The sequence below is a fragment of the Bacillus sp. FSL R12-0074 genome (genome assembly GCF_038005725.1).
Taxonomy (GTDB): domain Bacteria; phylum Bacillota; class Bacilli; order Bacillales; family Bacillaceae_G; genus Bacillus_A; species Bacillus_A mycoides.
Genome location: NZ_JBBOTR010000001.1, coordinates 2,016,111 through 2,038,828 on the forward strand (window position 1 = coordinate 2,016,111; position 22,718 = coordinate 2,038,828).

The window sequence follows — 22,718 nt, forward strand, 5'->3', positions numbered from 1 at the left end:
ACCTTTATTGAAATAAAGGTATGTTAGGATCTTTAACGTGCTCACATAATAAAATATGAATTTGCCCGCGATGATGATAAAAATGTGCAACGATTTCAAGCAACCATTCGAATCGAGAGTAAGAAATACCCCAATAAGCAGTCATAATTTCCGCTAACTCTTCATTGGAATAGGATAAAAAAGTTTTAGAAAGTAAATCGTACCCTTGTATCATCGTTTGCTGTATTTGAGTAATTGTTTCTGGTGTTTGTTCTATATAAAAGGTATGTAAGTCTTTTTCCGTAATACCATTTAATATGAGTAAATCAGCGTGGCAAATAAGGGAAAGATGTGTACACATTTCAAATAATGCCCGCTTTGATTCAATCGACTTTATTTTCAAATCACTTTCAGTATATTGGTTCAGTATTTGAATGGAAGTATCGATAGCAATTTTAACTTGATTCAATGCAGATGGAACAAACATTGTAATTATTCTCACCTCCGTATATAATAGTTTCTTAAGGGTATTATATCATACTCAAAATTCCGAAAATTCTAGTAGTTTGACTAGCATAGTGAAAAGTATTATATTGTAAAAGGTCATATGAAACGTGAAATAGAATGGAATGTAATTATTGAGTTAGGAGTTAGACCAATGAGCTTGAAATATGGAAGAGATACAATTGTTGAAGTTGACTTAAATGCGGTAAAACATAATGTAAAAGAATTTAAAAAACGTGTGAATGATGAAAATATTGCAATGATGGCTGCTGTAAAAGCGAATGGGTATGGTCATGGGGCAGTTGAAGTTGCGAAATCGGCTATTGAAGCAGGAATAAACCAACTTGCAGTTGCATTTGTAGATGAAGCAATTGAATTAAGAGAAGCTGGAATCACTGTACCTATTTTAATTTTAGGATATACACCAGTAGCAGCTGTAGAAGATGTAATTCAATATGACGTTATGATGACTGTTTATAGAGTAGAAGATTTACAAGGTATAGATGAAGTTGCAAACCATCTTCAAAAGAAAGTGCGAATTCATGTGAAAATTGATACAGGAATGAGCCGTATTGGTTTACAGGAAGAAGAAGTTAAACCGTTTTTTGAAGAGTTAAAACGTATGCGATATGTAGAAGTAGTAGGGATGTTTACACATTACTCTACCGCTGATGAAATAGATAAAACTTATACAAATATGCAAACAAGTTTGTTTGAGAAAGCTGTAAATACAGCGGAAGAATTAGGAATTCATTTTCCATATATTCATAGTTCAAACAGTGCAGGATCAATGGAACTTAGTAACACATTTCAAAATATGGTTCGTGTCGGTATTGGAATTTACGGTATGTATCCTTCAAGAGAAGTGGATCATACAGTTGCTTCCTTACAGCCAGCGTTGTCTTTAAAATCAAAAGTAGCTCATGTTAAACATGCGAAGAAAAATCGTGGTGTTAGCTATGGGAATACTTATGTAACAACGGGCGAAGAATGGATTGCAACTGTACCGATTGGTTATGCTGATGGTTATAATCGTCAGCTATCTAATAAAGGGCATGCACTAATAAACGGAGTACGAGTACCTGTAATTGGCCGTGTTTGTATGGATCAGCTTATGCTAGATGTTACAAATGCAATGCCAGTACAAGTAGGAGACGAAGTTGTATTCTACGGCAAACAAGATGAAGAAGAGATTGCGGTAGAAGAAATAGCAGATATGCTAGGTACAATTAACTATGAAGTTACATGTATGTTGGACAGAAGAATTCCACGTGTCTATAAAGAAAATGATGAAACGACTGCAATTGTAAATATATTAAGAAAAAACTGAATCGATATGATTCAGTTTTTTTATTTTTGACAAATGAAAAATGTTCTATTTGCACCATGTAGTTGAATGTTTTTAAATCCTACAGATTCCAACGAAGAAATTATTTCTTCATTGGAGTAACAGGCTTCCTCAAAAGAAAAGTCACTTCTTTTCCAACTATCATCTATGTCATGTTTAAATAGTATGAAGTTCATTTCTGCTCTGTTACTTTCACTATCATACGTGGAATCAATGGTACAAACATATTCTCGTTCTGAAATATGAAACGAAGCACTCCAGTTTTCAAGAAATCCTTTTTCTGTATTTATATCAAATGCGAATGTACCTCCATCATATAATGCCGAATAAACATGATGAAAAGCGTCTTTTAGCTCGTTTAATTTCATAATGTGATTTAAGCTATCACCGGCTGAGATGACGTAGTGGAATTGCTCATTTATATTGAAATAGCGAGCATCATCGACGATGAAGGTTGCATCTGGCGCATTTTGACGTGCGTGTTCGATCATTTGAGCAGAACCATCTATACCAGTTACTATAAAATTATTATCAATTAGTTTCCTAGTAAGATGACCAGTCCCGCAGCAAAGGTCTAATATACGGGAGTGGGAAGCGGCATCTTGTAAAACAAATTTATGATAGGCTGGATAGGAGTGTTCTGCAAAATGTCCCCAATGTTTATTATAAATGTCTGCAAAAATATCATAATCAGAATAAATTAGTTTTTTAGACATATGTATTCTGCTCAAAATTCATTAAATTATAATAGTCATGCTTCTTTTTAATTTCAAAACCACATTGTGTATATAGTTTTAAAGCATTGTTATTTTTCGTTTCGACGTCTAGTTCAATTGTTGAAACTCCTTCTGTAATAAGTGTATGTACCATATAACTAAGAATACCTTTACCATATCCTTTACCTTGATAAGAAGGATGAACTGCAAATCCTGATAGTGTAGTAGATTGCTCTTGCTCAGTAACTGTAATCGTTCCAATTGCTTTTTCATTAATAAGAGCAATGTAAACTTGATGAGAAGGTGAATTCATCATTTTCTGTAACCATGTAGCGGTATTTTCTACAGAATCTCCAAAGGCTTTACTGGAAATTTCAATAAGATTAAGAAGTGATTCTGAAGATGCAAGAGTGAGCTGTATAGTATTCTTTGTTGTTTTTTGCACTTCTTTTGCTTTGAACTCCATACTATATTCACTATATAAATAAGGTAACTTCATTTGTTTTGCAAATTCTTTCCCAGAAGCAGAATCCCCATTCAAAATAAGAAGAGCTTCATCTGCCTCTCTTATTCGTATTTCTTTCATTGCGGTTTGTAAAAGAGTGGTGCCTATATGTTGTTTCCTATAGTTTGGATGAACAAACCCTATTAACTCCAGTTTTGTCGGTCTTTCAAAGTCATACATACTTAATGCACCAATTAATTGAGTACCATCATAAAATATAAAATCATTTATCCTTTCTTTATTACGGGCAGTTAAAAAGTTGACATGTAAATCTGACGAGTAATCAATTTGATCGTGTTGTCCGCAAATATGAGCTAAATCTTTCATTTGCTGAATTTCGTTTGCTGTTAAAGATTTCTTTTTTTCAATATTCATTTCATAATCCCTCTCATTCGTATTTAAAAATAGGATGGATGACTTAGCCACTTTTCTAACTCCACACTGCCCTGAACAGATAATAACCGGTACAAATATCGATAGGGGTGTCTACATTCTTCAAGACGAGGAATGGGCATAATGGTTTCGTAACCTTGTTTAAAAGCATGAGCCTCTTTTTCTGTAAGTACATATTCTAATCCAATAAAATCAAACTCTCGTGGAGAAATTGCATAAGCCTCTGTATCTACTAAACCAGTAATAGATTCTCCATCTGATAAAAACTGAGTAGGATCCATATCAATTAAAACGAGTGTAGATTCCTTCGGTGACGGCAAGGAAGAGAGCTGTGACTCAAAAGTATGAAATGCGTTTTGGATGCTCGCGTTATCGGAATAGAACTTATTTACAAGATCTTTACTGACTTTTAATATGTGAGACTTAAATTCTTCTAGTGGAATGTGGAAAGTATTTGATGGGTTTCCTATAAACTCTGCTTGAAACGAATGAATTTCTGCTAATCCTTTTCCAAGGCTGAATAAAATAGAATCAGGTTGTCCGATAAATGATTGCAGCGTATTTCCGGTTAGTTTTTCGACGATTACATACTCTCGCTCATTTAAAACATGTTTTTGCAAAATAGTCGGGATGGGTAAGGTAGTATGCTTTTTCAATAATGCGTGTATTGTTTCTAAATGATGTGCATGCCTTGGATCAATTCCAAAAAGGTTTTTACATCCCCACCAAAAATCATTGTCGGGCTCTTCAGTCATTTTTGAGGAACGAACAATAACTTCTTCAGCTTCTGTTTTAACAAGAAACACGTCGCTTGCATGGTCTACATAGCCTGGATGCAAAGTTTGAACAGATAAAATGGGTGAAGTGAACAATTGTTGTAGCATGAAAGGGCTCCTTATTCTGTAAATTCTATAAATTCATTATATAACAGAATATGTACCAAGTGGATAATGATGGGGACAACATAGAACTTAAATAAATTTATGGTGAGAAATCAGTGTGAAAATTATATTTTTCTAGTTTTGTATGAATTATCAAAATAATGTTTCTGATGATAAATCTGTAAAAATGCCTGAATGTAAATCCCGTATTTTTCAATAAATGAAAGGTTAAGCCTACTTTTATAAGAGTTATAATGTAGGTTATGAAAAATATTTCTCAATAATAAAATGAAGAGAAAAATATGAAGAAGTAGAATAGATTACTTAATAGTTTTAAATTAATTAATATGATTAACTATTAATTATATTAGATAGGAGAGAATATTATGGCAAATGTACTCGTAATAAATTTCCCTGGAGAAGGTCATATAAATCCGACTTTAGCTATTGTAAGTGAGTTAATTCGGCGAGGGGAAACAGTTGTTTCGTATTGTATTGAAGATTATAGAAAGAAGATTGAAGCAACAGGTGCAGAATTCCGAGTGTTTGAGAATTTTCTCTCTCAAATTAATATTATGGAACGAGTAAATGAAGGTGGGAGTCCTTTGACGATGCTATCTCATATGATTGAAGCATCAGAGCGTATTGTTACTCAAATTGTAGAAGAAACAAAAGGGGAAAAGTACGATTACTTGATATACGATAATCATTTTCCAGTAGGACGTATTATAGCGAATGTTTTAAAATTACCTAGCGTTTCTTCTTGTACAACGTTTGCTTTTAATCAGTACATTACTTTTAATGATGAACAAGAATCGAGACAAGTAGATGAAACTAATCCATTATATCAATCTTGTTTAGCGGGAATGGAAAAATGGAATAGGCAGTATGGAATGAAATGTATTAATATGTATGATATTATGAATCATCCTGGTGATATTACTATTGTATATACTTCAAAGGAATATCAGCCGCGTTCAGATGTATTCGATGAATCGTATAAGTTTGTCGGTCCATCAATTGCTACTCGAAAAGAAGTAGATAGCTTTCCTATGGAAGGTTTAAAAGATAAACAATTGATTTTCATTTCTATGGGAACAGTTTTTAATGAACAACCTGAGTTATATGAAAAATGTTTTGAAGCGTTTAAAGATGTAGAAGCGACAGTCGTATTAGTTGTTGGTAAGAAGATAAATATAAGTCAATTTGAAAACATTCCGAATAACTTTAAGTTGTATAATTATGTGCCGCAATTAGAAGTATTACAGTACGCTGATGTATTCGTGACACACGGTGGTATGAATAGTTCGAGTGAAGCACTATATTACGGTGTCCCGTTAGTTGTAATTCCGGTAACAGGAGATCAGCCTTTAGTTGCGAAACGAGTGAGTGAAGTAGGAGCTGGAATAAGGCTTAATCGTAAAGAATTAACTTCTGAATTGTTACGTGAGACTGTAAAGAAAGTAATGTATGATGTAACGTTTAAGGAAAATAGTCGTAAAGTTGGAGAGTCACTTCGAAATGCTGGTGGGTATAATAGAGCAGTTGATGAAATATTTAAAATGAAAGTGAATTCATACTTAAAACTTAAATAAATGTTTGGAGCACACTTACTGAAATACGTAAGTGTGTTTTTATAAATAAATTACATAAAAAATCACTATAAAGGTGAAACTTTTGTGTATATAAACTGATATCTTTGAATTAGTAGTAAAATTACGTTAAAATAATACTAAGAAAATATATAAGTTTTGGGGGTAATGAATGAAAAAATTATTCGAATACGTATTATTAACAATTGGATCCATTATTGTAGCGGGCTCACTAGAGCTTATTTTAGCGCCTAATGGCCTAGTAGACGGTGGGGTAACTGCGATTGCTATTATGGCAAATAAAGTTGCAGGATTACCGCTTTACGGAGTGTTTTTAGGACTTAATATTCCTATTTTGTTATTTACTGCAAAAGTAATGGGAAAGAAGTTCTTCATCCGTACATCCTATGCAAATGTTGTTACAACACTTGGATTGATTTATTTAAAGCCATTTCCAGCAATTACGACTTCGGAATTATTAATTGTACTTTATGGAGGAGTTCTATTTGGTGTTGGTGTTGGGATTGTTGTAAAAATGGGCGGAGCAATTGATGGATCAGAAATGTTAGCTGTTTGGATGAACAAGCATTTTAAAGTACCAATTAGTACATTTTTACTTGCTGTTAATGCAGTTATTTTCATTTTTGTTGCCATTTTATTTTCAATTGAACAAGCGATGTTCTCATTAGCTATTTTCTATATTGTTACGAAAATGATTGATTTCATATTAGATGGTATTAATCAAGGAAAGAGCGTTATGATTATTTCTGGGAAAAATAAAGAAATAGGCGATTTGCTTATGAAAGAATTGCAATTATCCGTTACGTATCTACATGGAGAAGGTGGTTTTTTAGGAGAGCACAAGAAAATCATTTATTGTACTACAAACCGTTTCATTTATCCAAAAATGAAAGATCTCGTTCTCTCTGTAGATCCAACCGCTATAATTGAAGCTTCTTATTCAACAGAAACAACTGGTGTTAAGCGTCCAGGAAGGACTGCTCGATCAGGAGACGTATCAGAAAAATAGTGTGTAAAATAACTCCACATAAGTATAACTTATGTGGAGTTATTTTACTTAGGGAACCAGGCTTCCTTTAGTAATTTGACTACAATTTCGATACTATCTTCGGGAATGCTGCCGAAACCGAGTAGTACATATGACGCCTCGCTTAAATTATGTACAGAATCATATGTAGAGAGTGGGTATAATTTGATTTGTTGGTTTGCAGCAGTATGAATCAGTTCTTGTTCGTTCATACCATTATGAACATGAAGTACGATATGAAGCCCTGATTGTTCACCGAGTATATGAACGTTATTGCCCATTTCATTTGTAATAGATTTAACTAAAGAAATATGTTTTCTTTTATATAACGTACGACTTCGATTAATATGGCGTTCCCAATCCCCATTTTGAATAAAGGTTGCAAAGGCAAGTTGCTGCAGGGTAGAAACAGTTTGTTTAAACATGCCCCCAAGCGCTTTATAGATTTTTAAAAGATGAGGTGGTAAAACGATATACCCCATTCGCAAAGAAGGTAAAAAGGATTTCGAGAAAGTTCCCATATAAATAACGCGTTCATTTGAATCTAGTCCTTGTAAAGAGGGAATAGGTTTTCCTACATAACGAAATTCCCCGTCATAATCATCTTCAATAATATATCCTTCGCAATCATTGGCCCATCTTAATAATTCGAGCCTTCTAGATAATGGCATAATCATTCCAAGAGGAAATTGGTGAGATGGAGTGACGTATGCTACATTAGCACTTGATTCACGTAAAGCTGAAATATGAATCCCTTTATCATCTAGAGGTATAGGGTGAACAGGAAGAGCAGAGCTTTGAATCATAGCAGTTATACGGTGAAATCCAGGGTTTTCGATTCCGTATTCTTTTTTTGAACCAAGCAGTTGAAGTAGTAGCCAAAGAAGAGGCTGCGTACCGGCTCCAATAATAATTTGATCAGGTGTAGAATGTACCCCGCGAGCATGGTATAAATATTTTGAAATATGTTCTCGTAGAATGAACTCACCTTGAGGATCTTCTTTAGCAAATAATTCATTTTCATACTGGAATAAAGTTTCTTGTAATGCTCTTTTCCAGTTTGTAATTGGAAAAGCTTTTTGATCAATCAGCCCTTGGCTACAATCATAGTCATATTGTTCTTTTTTTATATTGTTAGCGCTGTTTGACACAACTTGTTGTTTATTTTGAATGACATCAATATCAACTTCCACAACAAAAATCCCGCGCTTCGGTTTACTTTCTACATAACCTTCAGCTAGTAATTGTTGATAAGCAGATTCAACAGTAATACGGCTAACATTAAGTTGTATCGCTAAATTTCTGTGAGAAGGAAGGCGTGTACCGGCAGGCAGTGATCCCTGAGAGATTTCTCGTTTCATATATTCGTAAATTTGTAAATAAATTGGTGTTTTACTTTCTAATTGTAATGGGATAGTAAGATCCATTTTAAGAATTCTCCTTTAAAAACTGGCCATATAAAAAATAATCGAACTGTCACTTAAGTTAAGGGCAGTTACTTTTTATAATGATGATACAACATTTAGAAAATTTAATAAATAGAAAGAGGAGAATCAAAATGAATATTAGAGAAATAGTAACAGAAGCTGATTTACATGATGTATTCCCTGTATTACAGCAATTACGAACAAAAATTTCAAGAGAAGAAGCAAGTTCTTTATTTCAAAAAATGAAAAAAGAAAATTATAAACTACTCTCGTTACAGAATGAAGATGACGAAGTTGTTAGTCTAGCTGGTGTAGCGATTTGTACGAATTTTTATAATGAGAAACATGTTTTCGTATATGATCTTGTAACTGCAGAAGCTCACAGATCAAAAGGATATGGTAAGGTTCTGCTGTCATATGTAGAAAAGTGGGGGGAAGAAAAAGGGTGTAGTTCTATCGTTCTTACATCAGCGTTTCCAAGAGCTGATGCACATCGTTTTTATGAAAGAGAAGGCTATGATAAGGTAAGTTATTCTTTTTATAAAGAGTTATAATATTAAGTAGGTTCTATGTGAGGTAACATATAGAGCCTACTTTTATTTAGAAGTTTAAGATGAAGAGGGTTAATTGCTTATTTTGTCGAATAGTTTCTTTATAATTGAGACGATAATATTGAATGTAAAGAAGGTTAGGGGAGTTCATACTTGGAAAAAATTCAGAAACTATTAATCCCAAAAGGTGTAAGAGTTATCGTAATATCTGATATTCATGGCGAATTAAATCTTTTAAAGGAATTATTACATAAAGTTAATTTTAAAGATGAAGATTATTTAATTATTAATGGTGATCTTTGTGAGAAAGGAAGAAATAGCATTGGCGTCGTAAACTATGTGATGGATCTAGTAGTTAGCAAGCCAAATGTTTATGTAATTGAAGGGAATTGTGAAGCTGTAGTTGAAGCGCTTGTAAATGAAAATCCTGCGCTAATAAATTATTTATGTACGAGAAAGAATACAATTTTTAATGAATGGTTAGCGAAATTGAACGTTACCGTTAATGAAGAAAGTGATATTTGTGAAGTGAAAAAAATATTGATGAGCCATTTTTCAAAAGAAATAAAGTGGCTAACAGAATTGCCAACTGCTATTGAAACTGATGATTATATCTTTGTACATGCTGGCCTTGAAGATAGAGAGAATTGGAGACAAACAGACAGGAAAAATGCAATTGCAATGCCGGAGTTTTTTAATAAGTCACATAGAGCGGATAAGTACGTAATTGTTGGACATTGGCCTGTTGTGAACTATTCCGAGGAGGCGCCGTCTAACAATCCAGTTATTGATAAGGAGAAAAAAATTATTGCGATTGATGGTGGTAATGCGATTAAAGAAGCAGGGCAATTAAATGCATTTATTATTCAGAGGACAACTTCAGGTGATACGTTTTCTTATACATATGTAGATCATTTTCCGCAGTATGAAGTATTGGCCGATTTTAATGCGAATTCAGTAATGCAGGGCGGGGTTACATATCCGCATTATTATATAGAGCCTGTGGAGAGAATGAAAGGTTTTACCGTATGTAAACAACTAGGAACAAATGAATTACTTCATGTGAAAAACGAGTATATAAAGCAACTTGAATCAGGTGAGTATACAGTGAAAACGGATATTTCTTGTGCGCAAATTAGTATTAGAAAAGGGGATACAGTTTCTTTAATTGATGGTAGCTGCATGGGATATGATTTAATTAAAAAAGATGGAGTAGAGGGCTGGATAGAGAAAGGGATTCTACTTGAGGTAGAAAAGAAGGGAAATACAATATTTAGCTAAAATGGGAGGGATATAACCTCCTGTTTTTTATTAACTATGCTACGAGCTCGTACTTCATCCAATTTTTTCCGAAGTTCAGTTTCTAAATTAAACTCGAAAAAATTGGCTAATTTATATAAATAATTCGTATCATATAACAAAATTATACAAAATAGAGTGGAGTTTTGTTTTGATTTTTCTGAAAAAATATTATAATTGTATATGAAATAAAGAGGAATGTAGGAGGAAATTATGCAAAACGTTATATTAAAGGGGAACAAAGTTACAATTCGTACAATAGAAGAATCAGATATAAAAGAATTATGGAGTATTGTATATAAGGAAGAACATCCAGAGTGGAAAAGATGGGATGCACCATACTTTCCGTTCTCAATTCAGGAATATTCATCATACAAAGAGAAATTACAATCACGTTTAAAAGAAGAACCGTTATCAAATCTTATTGTGGAAAATAATGGTCAAATTATTGGGGCAGTAAGTTTTTATTGGGAACATAAACCGACGCGTTGGTTGGAGATGGGGATTGTTATTTATGATCCAACATACTGGAATGGTGGCTACGGTACAGAAGCATTAACACTATATAGAGATTTGCTATTTGAAAATATGGAGATTGGTAGAGTTGGGCTCACAACTTGGTCTGGCAATGAAAGAATGATGAAAGTAGCGGAGAAAATAGGAATGAGCTTAGAAGGTAGAATGCGAAAATGCCGATATTATAACGGGACATACTATGATTCTATTCGAATGGGAATGATTCGTGAAGAATGGGAAGTGCTATGTGTAACGAAGGGGTGAGGAAGCATGTACGCTATTATTGCTACATTTGATTGTGTGTTCACTAATAAAATTAGAGAATTGCAAAATGAATTAACAAATATAATTGGAACAAATCCACTAGCCGGAGTAGAACCACATATTACATTGGCTGATTATAATGAGTTAGATGTTAATTTATATACTGAGAAGTTAGAGGAGTTTGTAGTTTTTCAAGAGAACATTGCTGCTGTAACTTTTCCTTCTGTTGGAACTTTTCCTACTAATAGAACGATCTTTCTAGCACCAACCATTACCGATGAGTTATTAAGACTTCATCATTCTTATCATGATTATTTCAAAGTTTTTCATGATAATCTACAGTCATATTACGTACCAGGAAAATGGGTTCCACATTGCACGATTGCTAATGGGTTAAATTCAAATCAATTTTTAAGTGTAATGGAATATATATATGAAAAATTTAATGTTACACTAGCTTCGATTGAGAAGTTAAAATTAATTAAGGTAAATTATGAAGATGGTTCTGCCGTTTCTTCTAGTATTTTAGCAGAGTGTAATTTAAAGAGAATGGAGACATCGAGATGACATATGTAATTAGAGAAATGAAGCAAGAAGATATTCATGCTGTACAAAACGTAGCGAAAATAGCTTGGCATGATACTTACGAAGGAATTATTCCGGGAGAGATTCAAGACAACTTTTTAAATGAAGCGTATTCCGATGAAAAAATGAAATATCGTCTTGAAAATACACATTTATTTGTTGCGGAAGAAGAGGGAGAAGTAATTGGCTTTGCAAATTTTTCACCAATTAGACTGCAAAACGAAGCAGAATTAGGTGCAATTTATTTGTTGCCAGATCAGCAAGGGAAAGGGATAGGGACAGCTTTGTTACAAAAAGGGATCACGACGTTAAAAGGGATTCGAAAAATGTACATTCATGTAGAAGCGGAAAATGAAAAAGGAAAACGATTTTATGAAGCAAAAGGTTTTGCGGCTTTAGAGCAATTTGAAGAAGATTTCGAAGGACATATGCTGCAAACAGTGAGAATGGTTTTATACATATAAGGAGGATCAGAATTGAAAATTTTTGATTTCAGTGAAAAAGTGGGAGAGCATATATCAGCATTTCAATCTAACTTTATAATGTCAAAAATATTAAAACATCAAGGGAATATACATATCGGTGCCATGCATTTACAAGAGAATGGAATTATCGGATATCATGAAGCAGTTGTATCTCAACTGCTTCTTATTGTGGATGGTGAAGGATATGTATGCGGGGCAGATAAAGAAAAAGTGAAGGTGGAAGCTGGACAAGCTGTGTTTTGGGAGAAGGGTGAGTTTCATGAGACGAGTACGGAAAAGGGCTTGATGGCAATTGTAATTGAGTCGGAGGGACTTGAAAATGGTATTTCAATGATGATTAGAGGGTAGGAGGGAGAAAGGAATGATTACAAAAGCGAATGAGAAAGAAACGGAAAAAATATTACATTATGCAGCTCAATCACTTTTCGAAGGAACGAGAGGGAATTGTCAGTTAAGTAAAGAAAAAGCGATTGAAATTACAAAGCCAATAATAGAAAAAGGGGCATATTATTTAGTCATTAAAGAAGAAAATAAAGTAATGGGATGGATATTAATAGGGGAAAATACAGACTATTTTTCTCGTGAAAAACTTGGATTTATATATGAGCTGTATGTGTTTTCAGAATATCGCGGGAGAGGATTATCGCGAGAATTGATGGAGGCTGGCATTAAGGAATTGAAGGAGAAGTATTCCGAAATTCGTTTGAACGTATTTGCTGGAAATTTTGCAAAAGAGATGTACGAAGAATTTGGGTTCATTGAAAGACAAGTAATTATGACTTTGAAGTGAGAAAATATTTCAAGCTGGAATAGCAAAATATAAAATAAAAGAAGCCGATGAATAAATCGGCTTTTTAACGATACATCGTCCACATTCCAATATCTTTAAACCCTAAACTTTTATAAATTCGTCCAGCAGCTGGATTGTTATAAAATAAGCAAAGCGTTCGGCCTTCTTTCGTAAAGTCTTGAATCATTTTTTGTAATATGAGCGAAGCATATCCATTCCCGCGATGATTCGGATGTGTGCAGACTCCAACAACCATAGCCGATAGTGAATTTTCAGCGGAAGTAGAAGCAGATGCGATAATAGCACCGTCTTTTTCAATATAATATGTACGTCCTGTATTTGTTTCGAGAGTTTGTCTTAATATTTTCTCTGATTCATTAGCAACTGGAAATTCAGCAATGTTACTTCGTAATTGCATAATTCGCGCCACATCATCTAGTGTGGCAAGTTTAATTGTTTCTTGGACAGGTGTGCTAGGTAAGTTGCTGTCATTTAGACATTCGCAAAAATACATTTCATTTTTGGCGCCTAGTTGTACACTTGGAGCAGTTTCAAATCTTTCTACAATAGTTGACTTGCCAGAGAGTTTAAGCGGCTTATATGCGGAAAGAAGTGCCTCATAGTCAGTAACCACAAACTCTTCTTTACTATACGGTATAAATGTATCGTGAAAGCGAAGTAAAATCGATTTTAATGTTCCATTCTCTTTATATACGCCCCATAATTCTTGAAAGTCTGTTTCATAACCGAAAGCTTCTAAATCCCCAATAATAAACAAGTTAAGGGTTGCTTCTTCTTTTAGGTAAGCGAATACTTGTTCATGATCTTTCTTTGTTAATTTTCTCATCATAAAAAATCGACCTCTTTTTTATTTTTCTAAATATTACAACTTAAGTTTTTTGAAATCAATATAAAATTTTATGTTTAGTTCACCAACTTTCGGAAAAACTAGGAAAGATATGACAAAGGAGGTTATGAACGGTGGATCATCCAATTCAAGGGTTAATGAAAGCGGCAATGGAAAATTTAAAAGAAATGGTCGATGTAAATACGATTGTTGGAGAGCCTGTTCAAACGGCTGACGGTGGTGTAGTGTTAACGGTTTCTAAAGTAGCGTTCGGTTTTGGAGCAGGAGGTTCTGATTTCCAAACGAATGATGGACAAAGAGCGAACGGTAACCCTGCATTTGGTGGCGGTAGCGCGGGTGGTGTTTCTATTACACCAGTAGCATTTCTAGTCGTGAATAAAGACGGGGTAAATATTCTTCATTTACAAAATGCGACACATTTAGCAGAAAAAATAATTGAATTAGCTCCACAAACAATTGATAAAATTCAATCGATGTTCCAAACAGATGAAAAGAAAGAGGGAAATCATCACCCTCAAAACCCAGATGAAATCCTTTAAAAACGCCTGCTCATAAGCAGGTGTTTTTTCTTGTAATCAGTATGTAATAAAACACATGAAATTGTAAATAGTTTTTGAAGTTTTTTCTATGTTTCTAAAATTTTTCATGTTAAAATATGCTATAGAATTGAAACATATAAAACGAAGGTGGCTAGGTGCTTTGTCTGGAGGATCTGACCAAGTAAACAATATGATATATATTAATGGTAATCGTCGGGGTCATTGTTTTATTACATCTGGAATTACGTTTAAAGAGTTTGCAAGTAACATCCCTTCACCGCTTCATCAAGTATTGCTTTTAAAGCATAATTTTGAGTGGACAGATTTTCATTATCATACTTTATTTGAATATGTTGAGGAAGAAAACATACATAAACTCATTCAAGCAGAGATTGATGAATTTGATGAATTTTGTTGGGTAGATTTCGATGATGCAAGCGATTTAGATGAGTTAGAGCCAAAAGAAATTGCAGAATTATTATATTTGGCTCACAAAAAAGAACCACTTGGAAGAACGTTCTTCCCATTGTTGAAGAATAGATTCGTTTATTTTTCACATGATGACGGTTGGTACAACAAAGTGTATTACCGTAGAATCGGTGATTTTGTAGGAATGCTGAGTAAAGTGATTCCATATAAACTCGGTTCGTTTGGAAAGAAACGTTTTACTTTCTTCCAAAAATCAAAAATTTTCCCAGCAATTTCAAAGGAAGTTATCCTTGGGCTTATGCCGTTAATGGAAGATGGATTATACATTGATTTAGCGGGGAAAATTGAGTCGAGAAGAGGTCTTGAAATTCCGGTATATGTAGTAGGATCATTCGAAAGTACGGATGAGGTACTAGATAATATCGATGAATTGAAAGCGGAAGCAACAGAAACGGGTTGGCTCATTTTTGATAAGAAAGAACAAGAGTGGCAATGGGTTGTAGACTAAGAAAACTTGGCGCATGAAGTCAAGTTTTCTTGTCTTTTGAAAGGAGAACAAATGAAGAAATATTATACAATTGTGGGTATTGTAAGTATTATTCTCGTGGCAATATTACTTATAACTTGTCCGAAAGAATCAGATTTTAAATTGTATTTAGAGGATAAGTATGCATTGAAATGTGACGAGAGTAGCTTTGAATGCACGCAAAATGTAGATGAAAAAAAAGAGAAATTACAGTTTGAAAGTATTGATGCACGAAATGGTGTTTTCTTTATGACTGTAAAGCAAACGTATAAAACAGAAGCTGGTGTTACGAAAGAATATAGCGGAGTAGGTATATTCGGTACATTTCTTTTTGTTTCAGAGAAGACTTTCTAGTAATAGAAGGTCTTTTTTTTATGCTTATGTTCATATAGATGAAGTAAGACAAGCATAGGAGGGGTATTGATGAAGAAGGGATGTATCGTTTGTGGTGGTGAGGAGTTTTTTTCTTCAACATTATATGCACGTACGAAACAAGATTGGGCATATGCGCCAAACATGTACCGATTTGAAAAGGTGTTTATTGAGCATAGAGATGAAGAAAATTATCCAGTTTTTCAAGAAATTACAGCGAAGCATTGTTGTGGATGCGGTCATATCATGTTGTATCATGAATGAACACACCAAGTATAACTTGGTGTGTTTTTTTTAAAACGCTGACAAAGCAAGCGGATAGAGTAAAGTAAATAAAACAGAAAAACTACCAAAACCAATTGCGGTATATCCAAGTGTTCTCGCTCCAAAATTGACAGCTAATAAGCCAACTAAAATAGCAAGGGAGCCGAGTGTAACAGGATAAAAAGCAATGGAGAATAACGAAAGAAATAATGCGACATAGCCGATCATTGCACCAGTATTTGTACCTTCTATTTCATTTGCAATTTCTTTGCGCTCATGTCTAATCGGAATACCAGCCGGAGATATTTCAGCTGCATACTCTTCGTTTTTTTCACCACTTTTAAAATGATGATTTCTCTTTCTTCGCATGTACATCCCTCTCTTTCAATTGGGTGTATCTATAGTATCTTTCATAAGGAGCAGAACATGAGTATGAGTTAAACCCAAGTAAAGCAAAAATTGGAGAAAATAGATTCCGTTGTTATCCTGTTTATCCCGCTATTTGCCGTGCAGTAAGACCCCCGCCTCAAAATTCGGCTGGAGCAAAGAAGTTAGATGGGAGTCGGGCTACCCATAAAAACCCGATTGGTTCAAAGAATAATCAGTGGCGGACGAACAAACACCCCCACTGATTAAAGTTTCACTTTATCTCCTTATGAAGATAAACAGGGATTTTGGAACATGATGTAGAATGAAATGAATGATAATACGTGAAGGTAGGGGAATGTATGGCGAAGTTTAATTGGCATGAATCGGCAGAGAAAAAATGGGATAACAATGCAGAGTTTTGGAATCAAAATAGTCAAGAAATGTGGGATAGCGGGAGCAGGAGTACAATCATTCCATTTTTTGAGCAGTACGTGGAAAAGGAAGTACAAGTGTTAGATGTTGGCTGTGGTGATGGGTATGGTACATATAAATTAAGTCTTACTGGCTACAAAGCGGTTGGGGTGGACTTATCGGAAGTTATGATTCAAAAGGGTAAGGAGCGCGGAGAAGACCCAAACTTATCTTTTATAAAAGGTGATCTTTCTTCATTACCATTTGAAAATGAGAAATTTGAAGCAATTATGGCAATTAATTCTTTAGAATGGACCGAGGAGCCGTTGCGAGCATTAAATGAAATAAAGCGTGTTTTAAAGAAAGATGGATACGCATGTATTGCAATTTTAGGACCGACAGCAAAACCGAGAGAGAACAGTTATCCGCGCCTATATGGCAAAGACGTTGTTTGCAATACGATGATGCCTTGGGAATTTGAACAGTTAGCAAAAGAACAAGGATTTGAAGTTGTAGATGGTACCGGCGTATATAAGCGCGGAGTAAATGAGAAGATGTTAGGTCAGCTACCTACAGAGTTACAACAAGCGTTAACATTTTTATGGGTATTTATGTTAAAAAACGTATAACAAAATTGAAGGGTTTTAGGAGGTAAATAAGTGCAGAAAATACAAAAAACTGATACAATATCATCAGAATCAATTAAAGGGGGACTAGGGTATATGACAACTACTACAACAGTTAAATCTGATATTGAAATCGCACAAGAAGCAAGTATGAAGAAGATTCAAGAAATTGCAGCTAATTTAAATATTTTAGAAGAAGAACTAGAGCCATACGGACATTATAAAGGCAAGTTATCTCTTGATATTTTTAAGCGTTTACAAGATGAGAAAGACGGTAAAGTTGTTTTAGTAACAGCGATTAACCCAACTCCAGCAGGAGAAGGTAAATCAACAGTAACAGTTGGTTTAGGTCAAGCTTTTAATAAAATTGGTAAGAAAACAGTAATTGCACTTCGCGAACCATCTCTTGGACCAACAATGGGATTAAAAGGCGGAGCAGCAGGTGGTGGTTATTCTCAAGTAGTACCAATGGAAGATATTAACCTTCACTTTACTGGAGATATTCATGCGATTACAACTGCCAATAACGCATTAGCGGCGTTCATTGATAATCATATCCAACAAGGAAACACACTTGGAATTGATACGCGTAAAATCGTTTGGAAACGCTGTGTTGACTTAAATGATCGTGCCCTTCGTAATGTAGTAATTGGCCTTGGTGGACCGGTTCAAGGTGTACCACGTGAAGATGGTTTTGATATTACAGTAGCATCTGAAATTATGGCCGTATTCTGCCTTGCAACAGATATTCAAGATTTAAAATCACGTCTATCTCGCATTGTTGTCGCTTATAATTTTTCAAATCAACCTGTAACAGTTAAAGATTTAGGAGTAGAAGGAGCGTTAACACTTCTATTAAAAGATGCATTAAAACCGAACTTAGTACAAACATTAGAAAATACACCAGCTATCATTCATGGCGGACCATTTGCGAATATCGCTCACGGTTGTAACAGTGTTATCGCTACGACAATGGCAGCAAAATTAGGTGATTATGTTATTACAGAAGCTGGATTCGGTGCAGATTTAGGTGCCGAGAAGTTTTTAGATATTAAAGCACGTGCAGCTGGTATTAAACCAGAAGCGGTAGTTATTGTTGCGACTATTCGTGCGCTTAAAATGCACGGTGGTGTTGCGAGAGATCAATTAAAAGAAGAAAATGTAGATGCGTTAGCAAAAGGTATGGAGAACTTACAGAAGCATGTTGAAACAATTCAAAGCTTCGGTGTTCCTTTCGTAATTGCCATTAACAAATTCATTACTGATACAGATGCAGAAGTTGCATACTTACAAGAATGGTGCAATGAGCGTGGCTATGCAGTATCCTTAACAGAAGTTTGGGAGAAAGGTGGCCAGGGCGGAGTTGACCTTGCTGAGAAAGTGTTAAAAGAAATTGAAAAAGGTGAAAACAACTACGCACCACTTTATGAATTAGAATTACCATTAGAAGAAAAAATTCGTACAATTGCTCAAAAAGTGTACGGCGCAAAAGATATTGAATTTGCTCCGAAAGCACGTAAGCAATTAGCTCAATATGAGGGAGAAGGTTGGAGTAACCTACCGATTTGTATGGCGAAAACACAATACTCTCTTTCAGATGATGCAACAAAATTAGGTCGCCCATCTGACTTTATCGTTACAATTCGTGAATTAAAACCATCTATCGGTGCAGGGTTTATCGTTGCGTTAACAGGAACAATGTTAACAATGCCAGGCCTTCCAAAACAGCCAGCTGCGCTGCAAATGGATGTAAATGAAGATGGAAAAGCAGTAGGTTTATTCTAAAAGGTTGTAATTCATCTCGTTTATCTGTAAACTATATATACATCAAGTGGCGCCTTTCCATCGAAAGGCGCCTGTTTTTTGGAGGAAATTATGTTTGATCCAACTGCTTTTGAAAATTTAAAGGTAATTGTGGAAGGAGCTGTCTATGATTTCGATTTACACGGTGATATTCTCGTAACGGATCGAAAAGATGTGATGGACCTTGCTTCATTAAGTCGTATGTATAGTATTTCATTTCAACTAACAGAAACATTTAAAACGATGGTAGAGGCGACATTTTCACTATCTGTTGATGCAAAGAATTTATCAGGTGAAATATTAGAAGTACCTCAGTTTATACCAGGTTGTGAAATGAAGCTGGAATTCTCGTTCGAAATGGAGCAACCAGAGATAGGATGCGAAGAAATTGAAACTTTATTGCATTCTATATGGGGAAAAGAGCGAATGATTACGCAAAAAATTTCATACGAATATAATAAGCAAGCGATTTCATATCATAATAAGGTAGAGGTTCTATTTCAAAAATCGATTACAGAAGACCATGTTGATGATTTAATAGCTGTTATTTCACACATGATAGAAACGGTGCGAACAATACAACATTTTCTTCAAAAATAGAGATAAAGGAGAAAAACAAATGATAAAAGATATGCAACCATTTTTACAACAAGCTTGGGAAAAGGCTGGTTTTAAAGAATTTACTGAAATTCAAAAACAAGCGATTCCAACTATTTTAGAAGGACAAGACGTTATTGCTGAATCTCCAACTGGAACAGGAAAAACATTAGCGTACTTATTACCACTTTTACATAAAATTAATCCTGAAGTTAAACAACCTCAAGTTGTAATTTTAGCGCCAACTCGTGAACTTGTTATGCAAATTCATGAAGAGGTTCAAAAGTTTACAGCAGGAACGGATATTTCAGGTGCGTCTTTAATTGGTGGTGCGGATATTAAGCGCCAAGTTGAAAAATTAAAGAAACATCCGAGAGTTATTGTCGGTTCACCAGGACGTATTTTAGAGTTGATTCGCATGAAAAAATTAAAGATGCATGAAGTGAAAACGATTGTATTTGATGAGTTTGATCAAATTGTAAAACAAAAGATGATGGGTGCTGTACTTGATGTAATTAAATCAACGATGCGCGATCGTCAATTAGTGTTCTGCTCGGCGACAATAACAAAAGCTGCAGAAGATGCGGCACGTGATTTGACAGTTGAACCACAATTAGTACGTGTAACACGTTCAGAGGCACAGAGCCTAGTTGAACATACGTATATCGTTTGTGAGCGTCGTGAAAAAAATGATTATATTAGAAGAGTTATGCATATGGGAAATGTAAAAGCAGTTGCCTTCTTAAATGATCCATTCCGTTTAGATGAAATTACTCAAAAACTGAAGTTCCGTAAAATGAAAGCAGCAGCACTTCATGCAGAGGCAAGCAAACAAGAGCGTGAAGTAACGATGCGCGCGTTCCGTAGCGGGAAATTAGAAATATTACTTGCTACTGATATTGCAGCACGTGGATTAGATATCGATGATTTAACACACGTAATCCACTTAGAGTTACCAGACACAGTAGACCAATATATTCACCGCTCAGGACGTACTGGACGTATGGGAAAAGAAGGAACAGTTGTTTCTCTTGTAACAGAACAAGAAGAGCGTAAATTACTTCAATTTGCGAAAAAATTAGGTATCGTGTTTACGAAACAAGAAATGTTCAAAGGAACATTTGTAGAATCGAAACCACCAGCACCAAAGAAAAAGAAACCAGCTTTTACTGGTAAGAAAAAGCCTAGATAAATAATTGGGAAGACGTAACTATGCCTTCTGGTAAAGTGTTTAACTTTGCTGATAGTAAAGGGAATTACTTTGCAGTAATGGGAAAAAATAAATAATTATATAGTTATGTGAAAATCCCCCTCGTAAATAATGAGGGGGATTAAATATTTGAAGTCAATTTTTTATTAACGAGTTGTTCTATAAAAAATGTTCCTTTTTCAATTGCAGTCTCAATATAACCAACGATTTGATCAAATGAAAACACTTGTAAGTTTTCGTGCAAGTGTTGCTCAGGATATAGCATATCTTCAAAAATATATTGCCGAAAAGCTAAAACATTCTTTCTAGAAATCTCCTCTATATTCACAATGTTAGCCTCTTGATTAAGTAGGGCGAAGAGCTGCTGTTCTTTATCGTAATGATGCAACAATTGTGCGTTCAATAATTTAAAATCGTTATAGTACATAGGTGCGATAGTTTCGTCGTTTTCTATTCTGTTTTTAAGCCAAGGTAGAAAAAAGCCGCTTAGCCAATTATCATCGGCAATGAGGTGGGTATAATAACCTAAAATATAAGGGGAATCCAGATGATCTTCGTATTTATGAATAAATGAATCATAATCTATTCTTCTCGTATAGTTCTTCGTTGTACCAGCGTAAAAATGTGAAGTTCCTTTTTCTTTTTTTGAATGAACAGCATCAGGAGCTACACCACCAAGTAAGAAAGAAGTTTTATCTTGAATAGAAAGTTTCTCAGCAATACCGCTCGCGATAATGATATGCATAATTCGTGATCCCATGAATAACACCTCTATTTCATGTATTCATTTTAGGGAGTTGTCTGAACGTGTAGTATTACTTTCCCTGTACTTTGTCTACTTTCGACCCATTCATGTGCTTTCCCTGCATCTTGAAGGGGAAAAGATTTCGTAGCCTTAATTTGTAAACTTCCATCGCGTAAATAACGGAAAACTTCATTCGCAGTTTCTTGAAGCAATTCAGGACGTTTTTTCCGTGTAGTGCCAAAGCTGAAACCGAGTATAGAACGGCAACTTGCGTGTAAATCTTTCGTTTGAAAACTACCAACTTCTCCGCTAGCATTGCCGAAATGGACGAGGCGACCGTAATAAGCAAGGCAGTTTAAACTTCTTTCAGAAACAGTTCCAGAAATAGAATCTAAAACAATATTAACGCCTTCTCCGTGTGTAAGCTGATTTACCCTCTCTACAAAATCTTCATCTTGATGACAAATAACATAATCAGCGCCAGCATCTAAAGCAATTTTTCTTTTTGCTTCACTTCCGACAGTCCCGATTACTTTTTTAGCCCCTAATAATTTTGCGAGTTGAATCGCGGTAGTACCAATTCCTCCAGCAGCTGCATGAATTAGAACAGATTCACCTTGTTGAATCCTTGCAACATTTGCGAGTAAATTATAGCTTGTAAAAGATACGATAGGGCAAGCGGCTGCAGTTTGGAAATTAACTTCATCAGGTAATACAAAAGTAAGATTTTCGTTCGCGACAACATATTCAGCGTAAGAGCCATTTTGAGGAAAAGTAATGACACGCTGGCCAGGATGAATGTTTTTTACATGAGAGCCTACGTGTTCTACAATACCAGCTGCATCTATCCCTGGAATAAAAGGTAAGGATTTGTTTCCTTTTTTGCCATAACGTGATTTAATATCGGCGAAATTAACACTAGTAGCAACAACGCGAATTAAAACTTGATTATCTGAAATTGTAGGAATATCCATGTCCGTATATTTCAACACTTCAGGACCACCGAATGAAGTTACAACGATAGCTTTCATATACATCCTCCTAAATTTGACTATATATATTATTTTAAATCTTCA

27 protein-coding genes and 1 pseudogene are annotated in these 22,718 nt (G+C 34.8%); 19 read left to right on the forward strand and 9 right to left on the reverse strand.

Annotated elements, in window-relative coordinates:
- Nucleotides 1-4: 4 nt before the first annotated feature.
- Nucleotides 5-466 (reverse strand): DinB family protein, encoded by a 462-nt coding sequence (locus NSS97_RS10520; RefSeq protein ID WP_002031519.1) that lies wholly within the window; start codon nucleotides 464-466, stop codon nucleotides 5-7.
- Between the two features lie 171 nt (nucleotides 467-637).
- On the opposite strand from NSS97_RS10520, the gene alr reads away from it, so the two are divergent.
- Nucleotides 638-1,813, forward strand: a complete 1,176-nt coding sequence (alr, locus tag NSS97_RS10525; RefSeq protein ID WP_002141421.1) for an alanine racemase — start codon at nucleotides 638-640, stop codon at nucleotides 1,811-1,813.
- A 20-nt stretch (nucleotides 1,814-1,833) separates the two neighbouring features.
- On the opposite strand, the gene NSS97_RS10530 is transcribed toward alr, so the two are convergent.
- From NSS97_RS10530 to NSS97_RS10540, 3 genes are read right to left on the reverse strand one after another with little or no spacing between them, the layout of a single operon-like run.
- Entirely contained in the window at nucleotides 1,834-2,547 is a 714-nt protein-coding gene (locus NSS97_RS10530) for a class I SAM-dependent methyltransferase (protein ID WP_002189385.1), read from the reverse strand.
- Nucleotides 2,540-3,427: a GNAT family N-acetyltransferase gene (locus NSS97_RS10535; RefSeq protein WP_088039263.1), complete on the reverse strand. Its 888-nt coding sequence runs from the start codon at nucleotides 3,425-3,427 to the stop codon at nucleotides 2,540-2,542. The genes NSS97_RS10530 and NSS97_RS10535 overlap by 8 nt, the downstream gene beginning before the upstream one ends.
- A gap of 23 nt (nucleotides 3,428-3,450) precedes the next feature.
- Entirely contained in the window at nucleotides 3,451-4,329 is an 879-nt protein-coding gene (locus NSS97_RS10540; RefSeq protein ID WP_341112423.1) for a phosphotransferase, read from the reverse strand.
- Between the two features lie 383 nt (nucleotides 4,330-4,712).
- Here NSS97_RS10540 and NSS97_RS10545 point away from each other — a divergent pair, with 383 nt between their 5' ends.
- Both NSS97_RS10545 and NSS97_RS10550 read left to right on the forward strand, forming a co-directional pair.
- Complete coding sequence (locus tag NSS97_RS10545) at nucleotides 4,713-5,921, forward strand: macrolide family glycosyltransferase (RefSeq protein ID WP_107887950.1); 1,209 nt, start codon at nucleotides 4,713-4,715, stop codon at nucleotides 5,919-5,921.
- Between the two features lie 169 nt (nucleotides 5,922-6,090).
- Nucleotides 6,091-6,948 carry a YitT family protein gene (locus NSS97_RS10550; protein ID WP_107887951.1) on the forward strand — a complete coding sequence of 286 codons (858 nt, stop codon included), beginning with the start codon at nucleotides 6,091-6,093 and terminating at the stop codon, nucleotides 6,946-6,948.
- A gap of 44 nt (nucleotides 6,949-6,992) precedes the next feature.
- Here the strand turns inward: NSS97_RS10550 and pdxR are convergent, their stop codons facing one another.
- Nucleotides 6,993-8,393: a MocR-like pyridoxine biosynthesis transcription factor PdxR gene (pdxR, locus tag NSS97_RS10555; protein ID WP_107887952.1), complete on the reverse strand. Its 1,401-nt coding sequence runs from the start codon at nucleotides 8,391-8,393 to the stop codon at nucleotides 6,993-6,995.
- 131 nt (nucleotides 8,394-8,524) lie between these two features.
- Here pdxR and NSS97_RS10560 point away from each other — a divergent pair, with 131 nt between their 5' ends.
- From NSS97_RS10560 to NSS97_RS10590, 7 genes are all read left to right on the forward strand, one after another.
- A complete protein-coding gene (locus tag NSS97_RS10560; protein ID WP_088032670.1) occupies nucleotides 8,525-8,947 on the forward strand; it encodes a GNAT family N-acetyltransferase in 423 nt (140 codons plus the stop codon).
- Nucleotides 8,948-9,097: 150 nt separating this feature from the next.
- Entirely contained in the window at nucleotides 9,098-10,225 is a 1,128-nt protein-coding gene (locus NSS97_RS10565) for a metallophosphoesterase (RefSeq protein ID WP_341112426.1), read from the forward strand.
- A 231-nt stretch (nucleotides 10,226-10,456) separates the two neighbouring features.
- Entirely contained in the window at nucleotides 10,457-11,023 is a 567-nt protein-coding gene (locus tag NSS97_RS10570) for a GNAT family N-acetyltransferase (RefSeq protein WP_088032674.1), read from the forward strand.
- 6 nt (nucleotides 11,024-11,029) lie between these two features.
- Nucleotides 11,030-11,590 carry a 2'-5' RNA ligase family protein gene (locus tag NSS97_RS10575; RefSeq protein WP_107887954.1) on the forward strand — a complete coding sequence of 187 codons (561 nt, stop codon included), beginning with the start codon at nucleotides 11,030-11,032 and terminating at the stop codon, nucleotides 11,588-11,590.
- Nucleotides 11,587-12,072 (forward strand): GNAT family N-acetyltransferase, encoded by a 486-nt coding sequence (locus tag NSS97_RS10580; RefSeq protein ID WP_002127033.1) that lies wholly within the window; start codon nucleotides 11,587-11,589, stop codon nucleotides 12,070-12,072. Before NSS97_RS10575 ends, NSS97_RS10580 begins: the two co-directional genes overlap by 4 nt.
- Nucleotides 12,073-12,084: 12 nt before the next feature.
- Nucleotides 12,085-12,441: a cupin domain-containing protein gene (locus NSS97_RS10585; protein WP_107887955.1), complete on the forward strand. Its 357-nt coding sequence runs from the start codon at nucleotides 12,085-12,087 to the stop codon at nucleotides 12,439-12,441.
- Nucleotides 12,442-12,454: 13 nt separating this feature from the next.
- Complete coding sequence (locus NSS97_RS10590) at nucleotides 12,455-12,883, forward strand: GNAT family N-acetyltransferase (RefSeq protein ID WP_002031496.1); 429 nt, start codon at nucleotides 12,455-12,457, stop codon at nucleotides 12,881-12,883.
- Nucleotides 12,884-12,947: 64 nt separating this feature from the next.
- Here the strand turns inward: NSS97_RS10590 and NSS97_RS10595 are convergent, their stop codons facing one another.
- Nucleotides 12,948-13,733 (reverse strand): GNAT family N-acetyltransferase, encoded by a 786-nt coding sequence (locus NSS97_RS10595; RefSeq protein ID WP_107887956.1) that lies wholly within the window; start codon nucleotides 13,731-13,733, stop codon nucleotides 12,948-12,950.
- Nucleotides 13,734-13,864: 131 nt separating this feature from the next.
- On the opposite strand from NSS97_RS10595, the gene ytfJ reads away from it, so the two are divergent.
- The 4 genes from ytfJ to NSS97_RS10615 all read left to right on the forward strand — a co-directional run bounded on the left by ytfJ (nucleotide 13,865) and on the right by NSS97_RS10615 (nucleotide 15,881).
- Nucleotides 13,865-14,290, forward strand: a complete 426-nt coding sequence (gene ytfJ, locus NSS97_RS10600; protein WP_002127061.1) for a GerW family sporulation protein — start codon at nucleotides 13,865-13,867, stop codon at nucleotides 14,288-14,290.
- Nucleotides 14,291-14,450: 160 nt separating this feature from the next.
- Entirely contained in the window at nucleotides 14,451-15,227 is a 777-nt protein-coding gene (locus NSS97_RS10605; protein WP_002085994.1) for a hypothetical protein, read from the forward strand.
- A 51-nt stretch (nucleotides 15,228-15,278) separates the two neighbouring features.
- Nucleotides 15,279-15,599, forward strand: coding sequence for a hypothetical protein (locus NSS97_RS10610; protein WP_002118741.1), 321 nt, complete (start codon nucleotides 15,279-15,281; stop codon nucleotides 15,597-15,599).
- Nucleotides 15,600-15,668: 69 nt separating this feature from the next.
- On the forward strand, nucleotides 15,669-15,881 hold the full coding sequence (locus NSS97_RS10615) for a hypothetical protein (protein WP_002012518.1): 213 nt from the start codon (nucleotides 15,669-15,671) through the stop codon (nucleotides 15,879-15,881).
- A 30-nt stretch (nucleotides 15,882-15,911) separates the two neighbouring features.
- On the opposite strand, the gene NSS97_RS10620 is transcribed toward NSS97_RS10615, so the two are convergent.
- The gene (locus NSS97_RS10620) at nucleotides 15,912-16,250 is read right to left on the reverse strand and encodes a hypothetical protein (protein WP_001253195.1); all 339 of its coding nucleotides are present in this window, start codon (nucleotides 16,248-16,250) and stop codon (nucleotides 15,912-15,914) included.
- A 359-nt stretch (nucleotides 16,251-16,609) separates the two neighbouring features.
- Between NSS97_RS10620 and NSS97_RS10625 the strand changes: the two genes are divergently transcribed.
- From NSS97_RS10625 to NSS97_RS10645, 5 genes and pseudogenes are all read left to right on the forward strand, one after another.
- Nucleotides 16,610-17,290 (forward strand): class I SAM-dependent methyltransferase, encoded by a 681-nt coding sequence (locus NSS97_RS10625; RefSeq protein WP_002085991.1) that lies wholly within the window; start codon nucleotides 16,610-16,612, stop codon nucleotides 17,288-17,290.
- Nucleotides 17,291-17,383: 93 nt separating this feature from the next.
- Nucleotides 17,384-19,072, forward strand: coding sequence for a formate--tetrahydrofolate ligase (locus tag NSS97_RS10630; RefSeq protein WP_002031556.1), 1,689 nt, complete (start codon nucleotides 17,384-17,386; stop codon nucleotides 19,070-19,072).
- A 90-nt stretch (nucleotides 19,073-19,162) separates the two neighbouring features.
- Nucleotides 19,163-19,690, forward strand: a complete 528-nt coding sequence (locus NSS97_RS10635; RefSeq protein ID WP_002065080.1) for a hypothetical protein — start codon at nucleotides 19,163-19,165, stop codon at nucleotides 19,688-19,690.
- A gap of 19 nt (nucleotides 19,691-19,709) precedes the next feature.
- Complete coding sequence (locus tag NSS97_RS10640) at nucleotides 19,710-20,879, forward strand: DEAD/DEAH box helicase (RefSeq protein WP_002012513.1); 1,170 nt, start codon at nucleotides 19,710-19,712, stop codon at nucleotides 20,877-20,879.
- 8 nt (nucleotides 20,880-20,887) lie between these two features.
- Nucleotides 20,888-20,974 (forward strand): annotated as a pseudogene (locus NSS97_RS10645) (VOC family protein); the annotation flags it as partial.
- Between the two features lie 44 nt (nucleotides 20,975-21,018).
- On the opposite strand, the gene NSS97_RS10650 reads toward NSS97_RS10645, so the two are convergent.
- Together NSS97_RS10650 and NSS97_RS10655 are read right to left on the reverse strand one after the other, a co-directional pair.
- A complete protein-coding gene (locus NSS97_RS10650) occupies nucleotides 21,019-21,657 on the reverse strand; it encodes a zinc dependent phospholipase C family protein (RefSeq protein WP_002135913.1) in 639 nt (212 codons plus the stop codon).
- A 29-nt stretch (nucleotides 21,658-21,686) separates the two neighbouring features.
- Nucleotides 21,687-22,673 (reverse strand): zinc-binding dehydrogenase, encoded by a 987-nt coding sequence (locus tag NSS97_RS10655; RefSeq protein ID WP_107887957.1) that lies wholly within the window; start codon nucleotides 22,671-22,673, stop codon nucleotides 21,687-21,689.
- Nucleotides 22,674-22,718 lie beyond the last annotated feature (45 nt).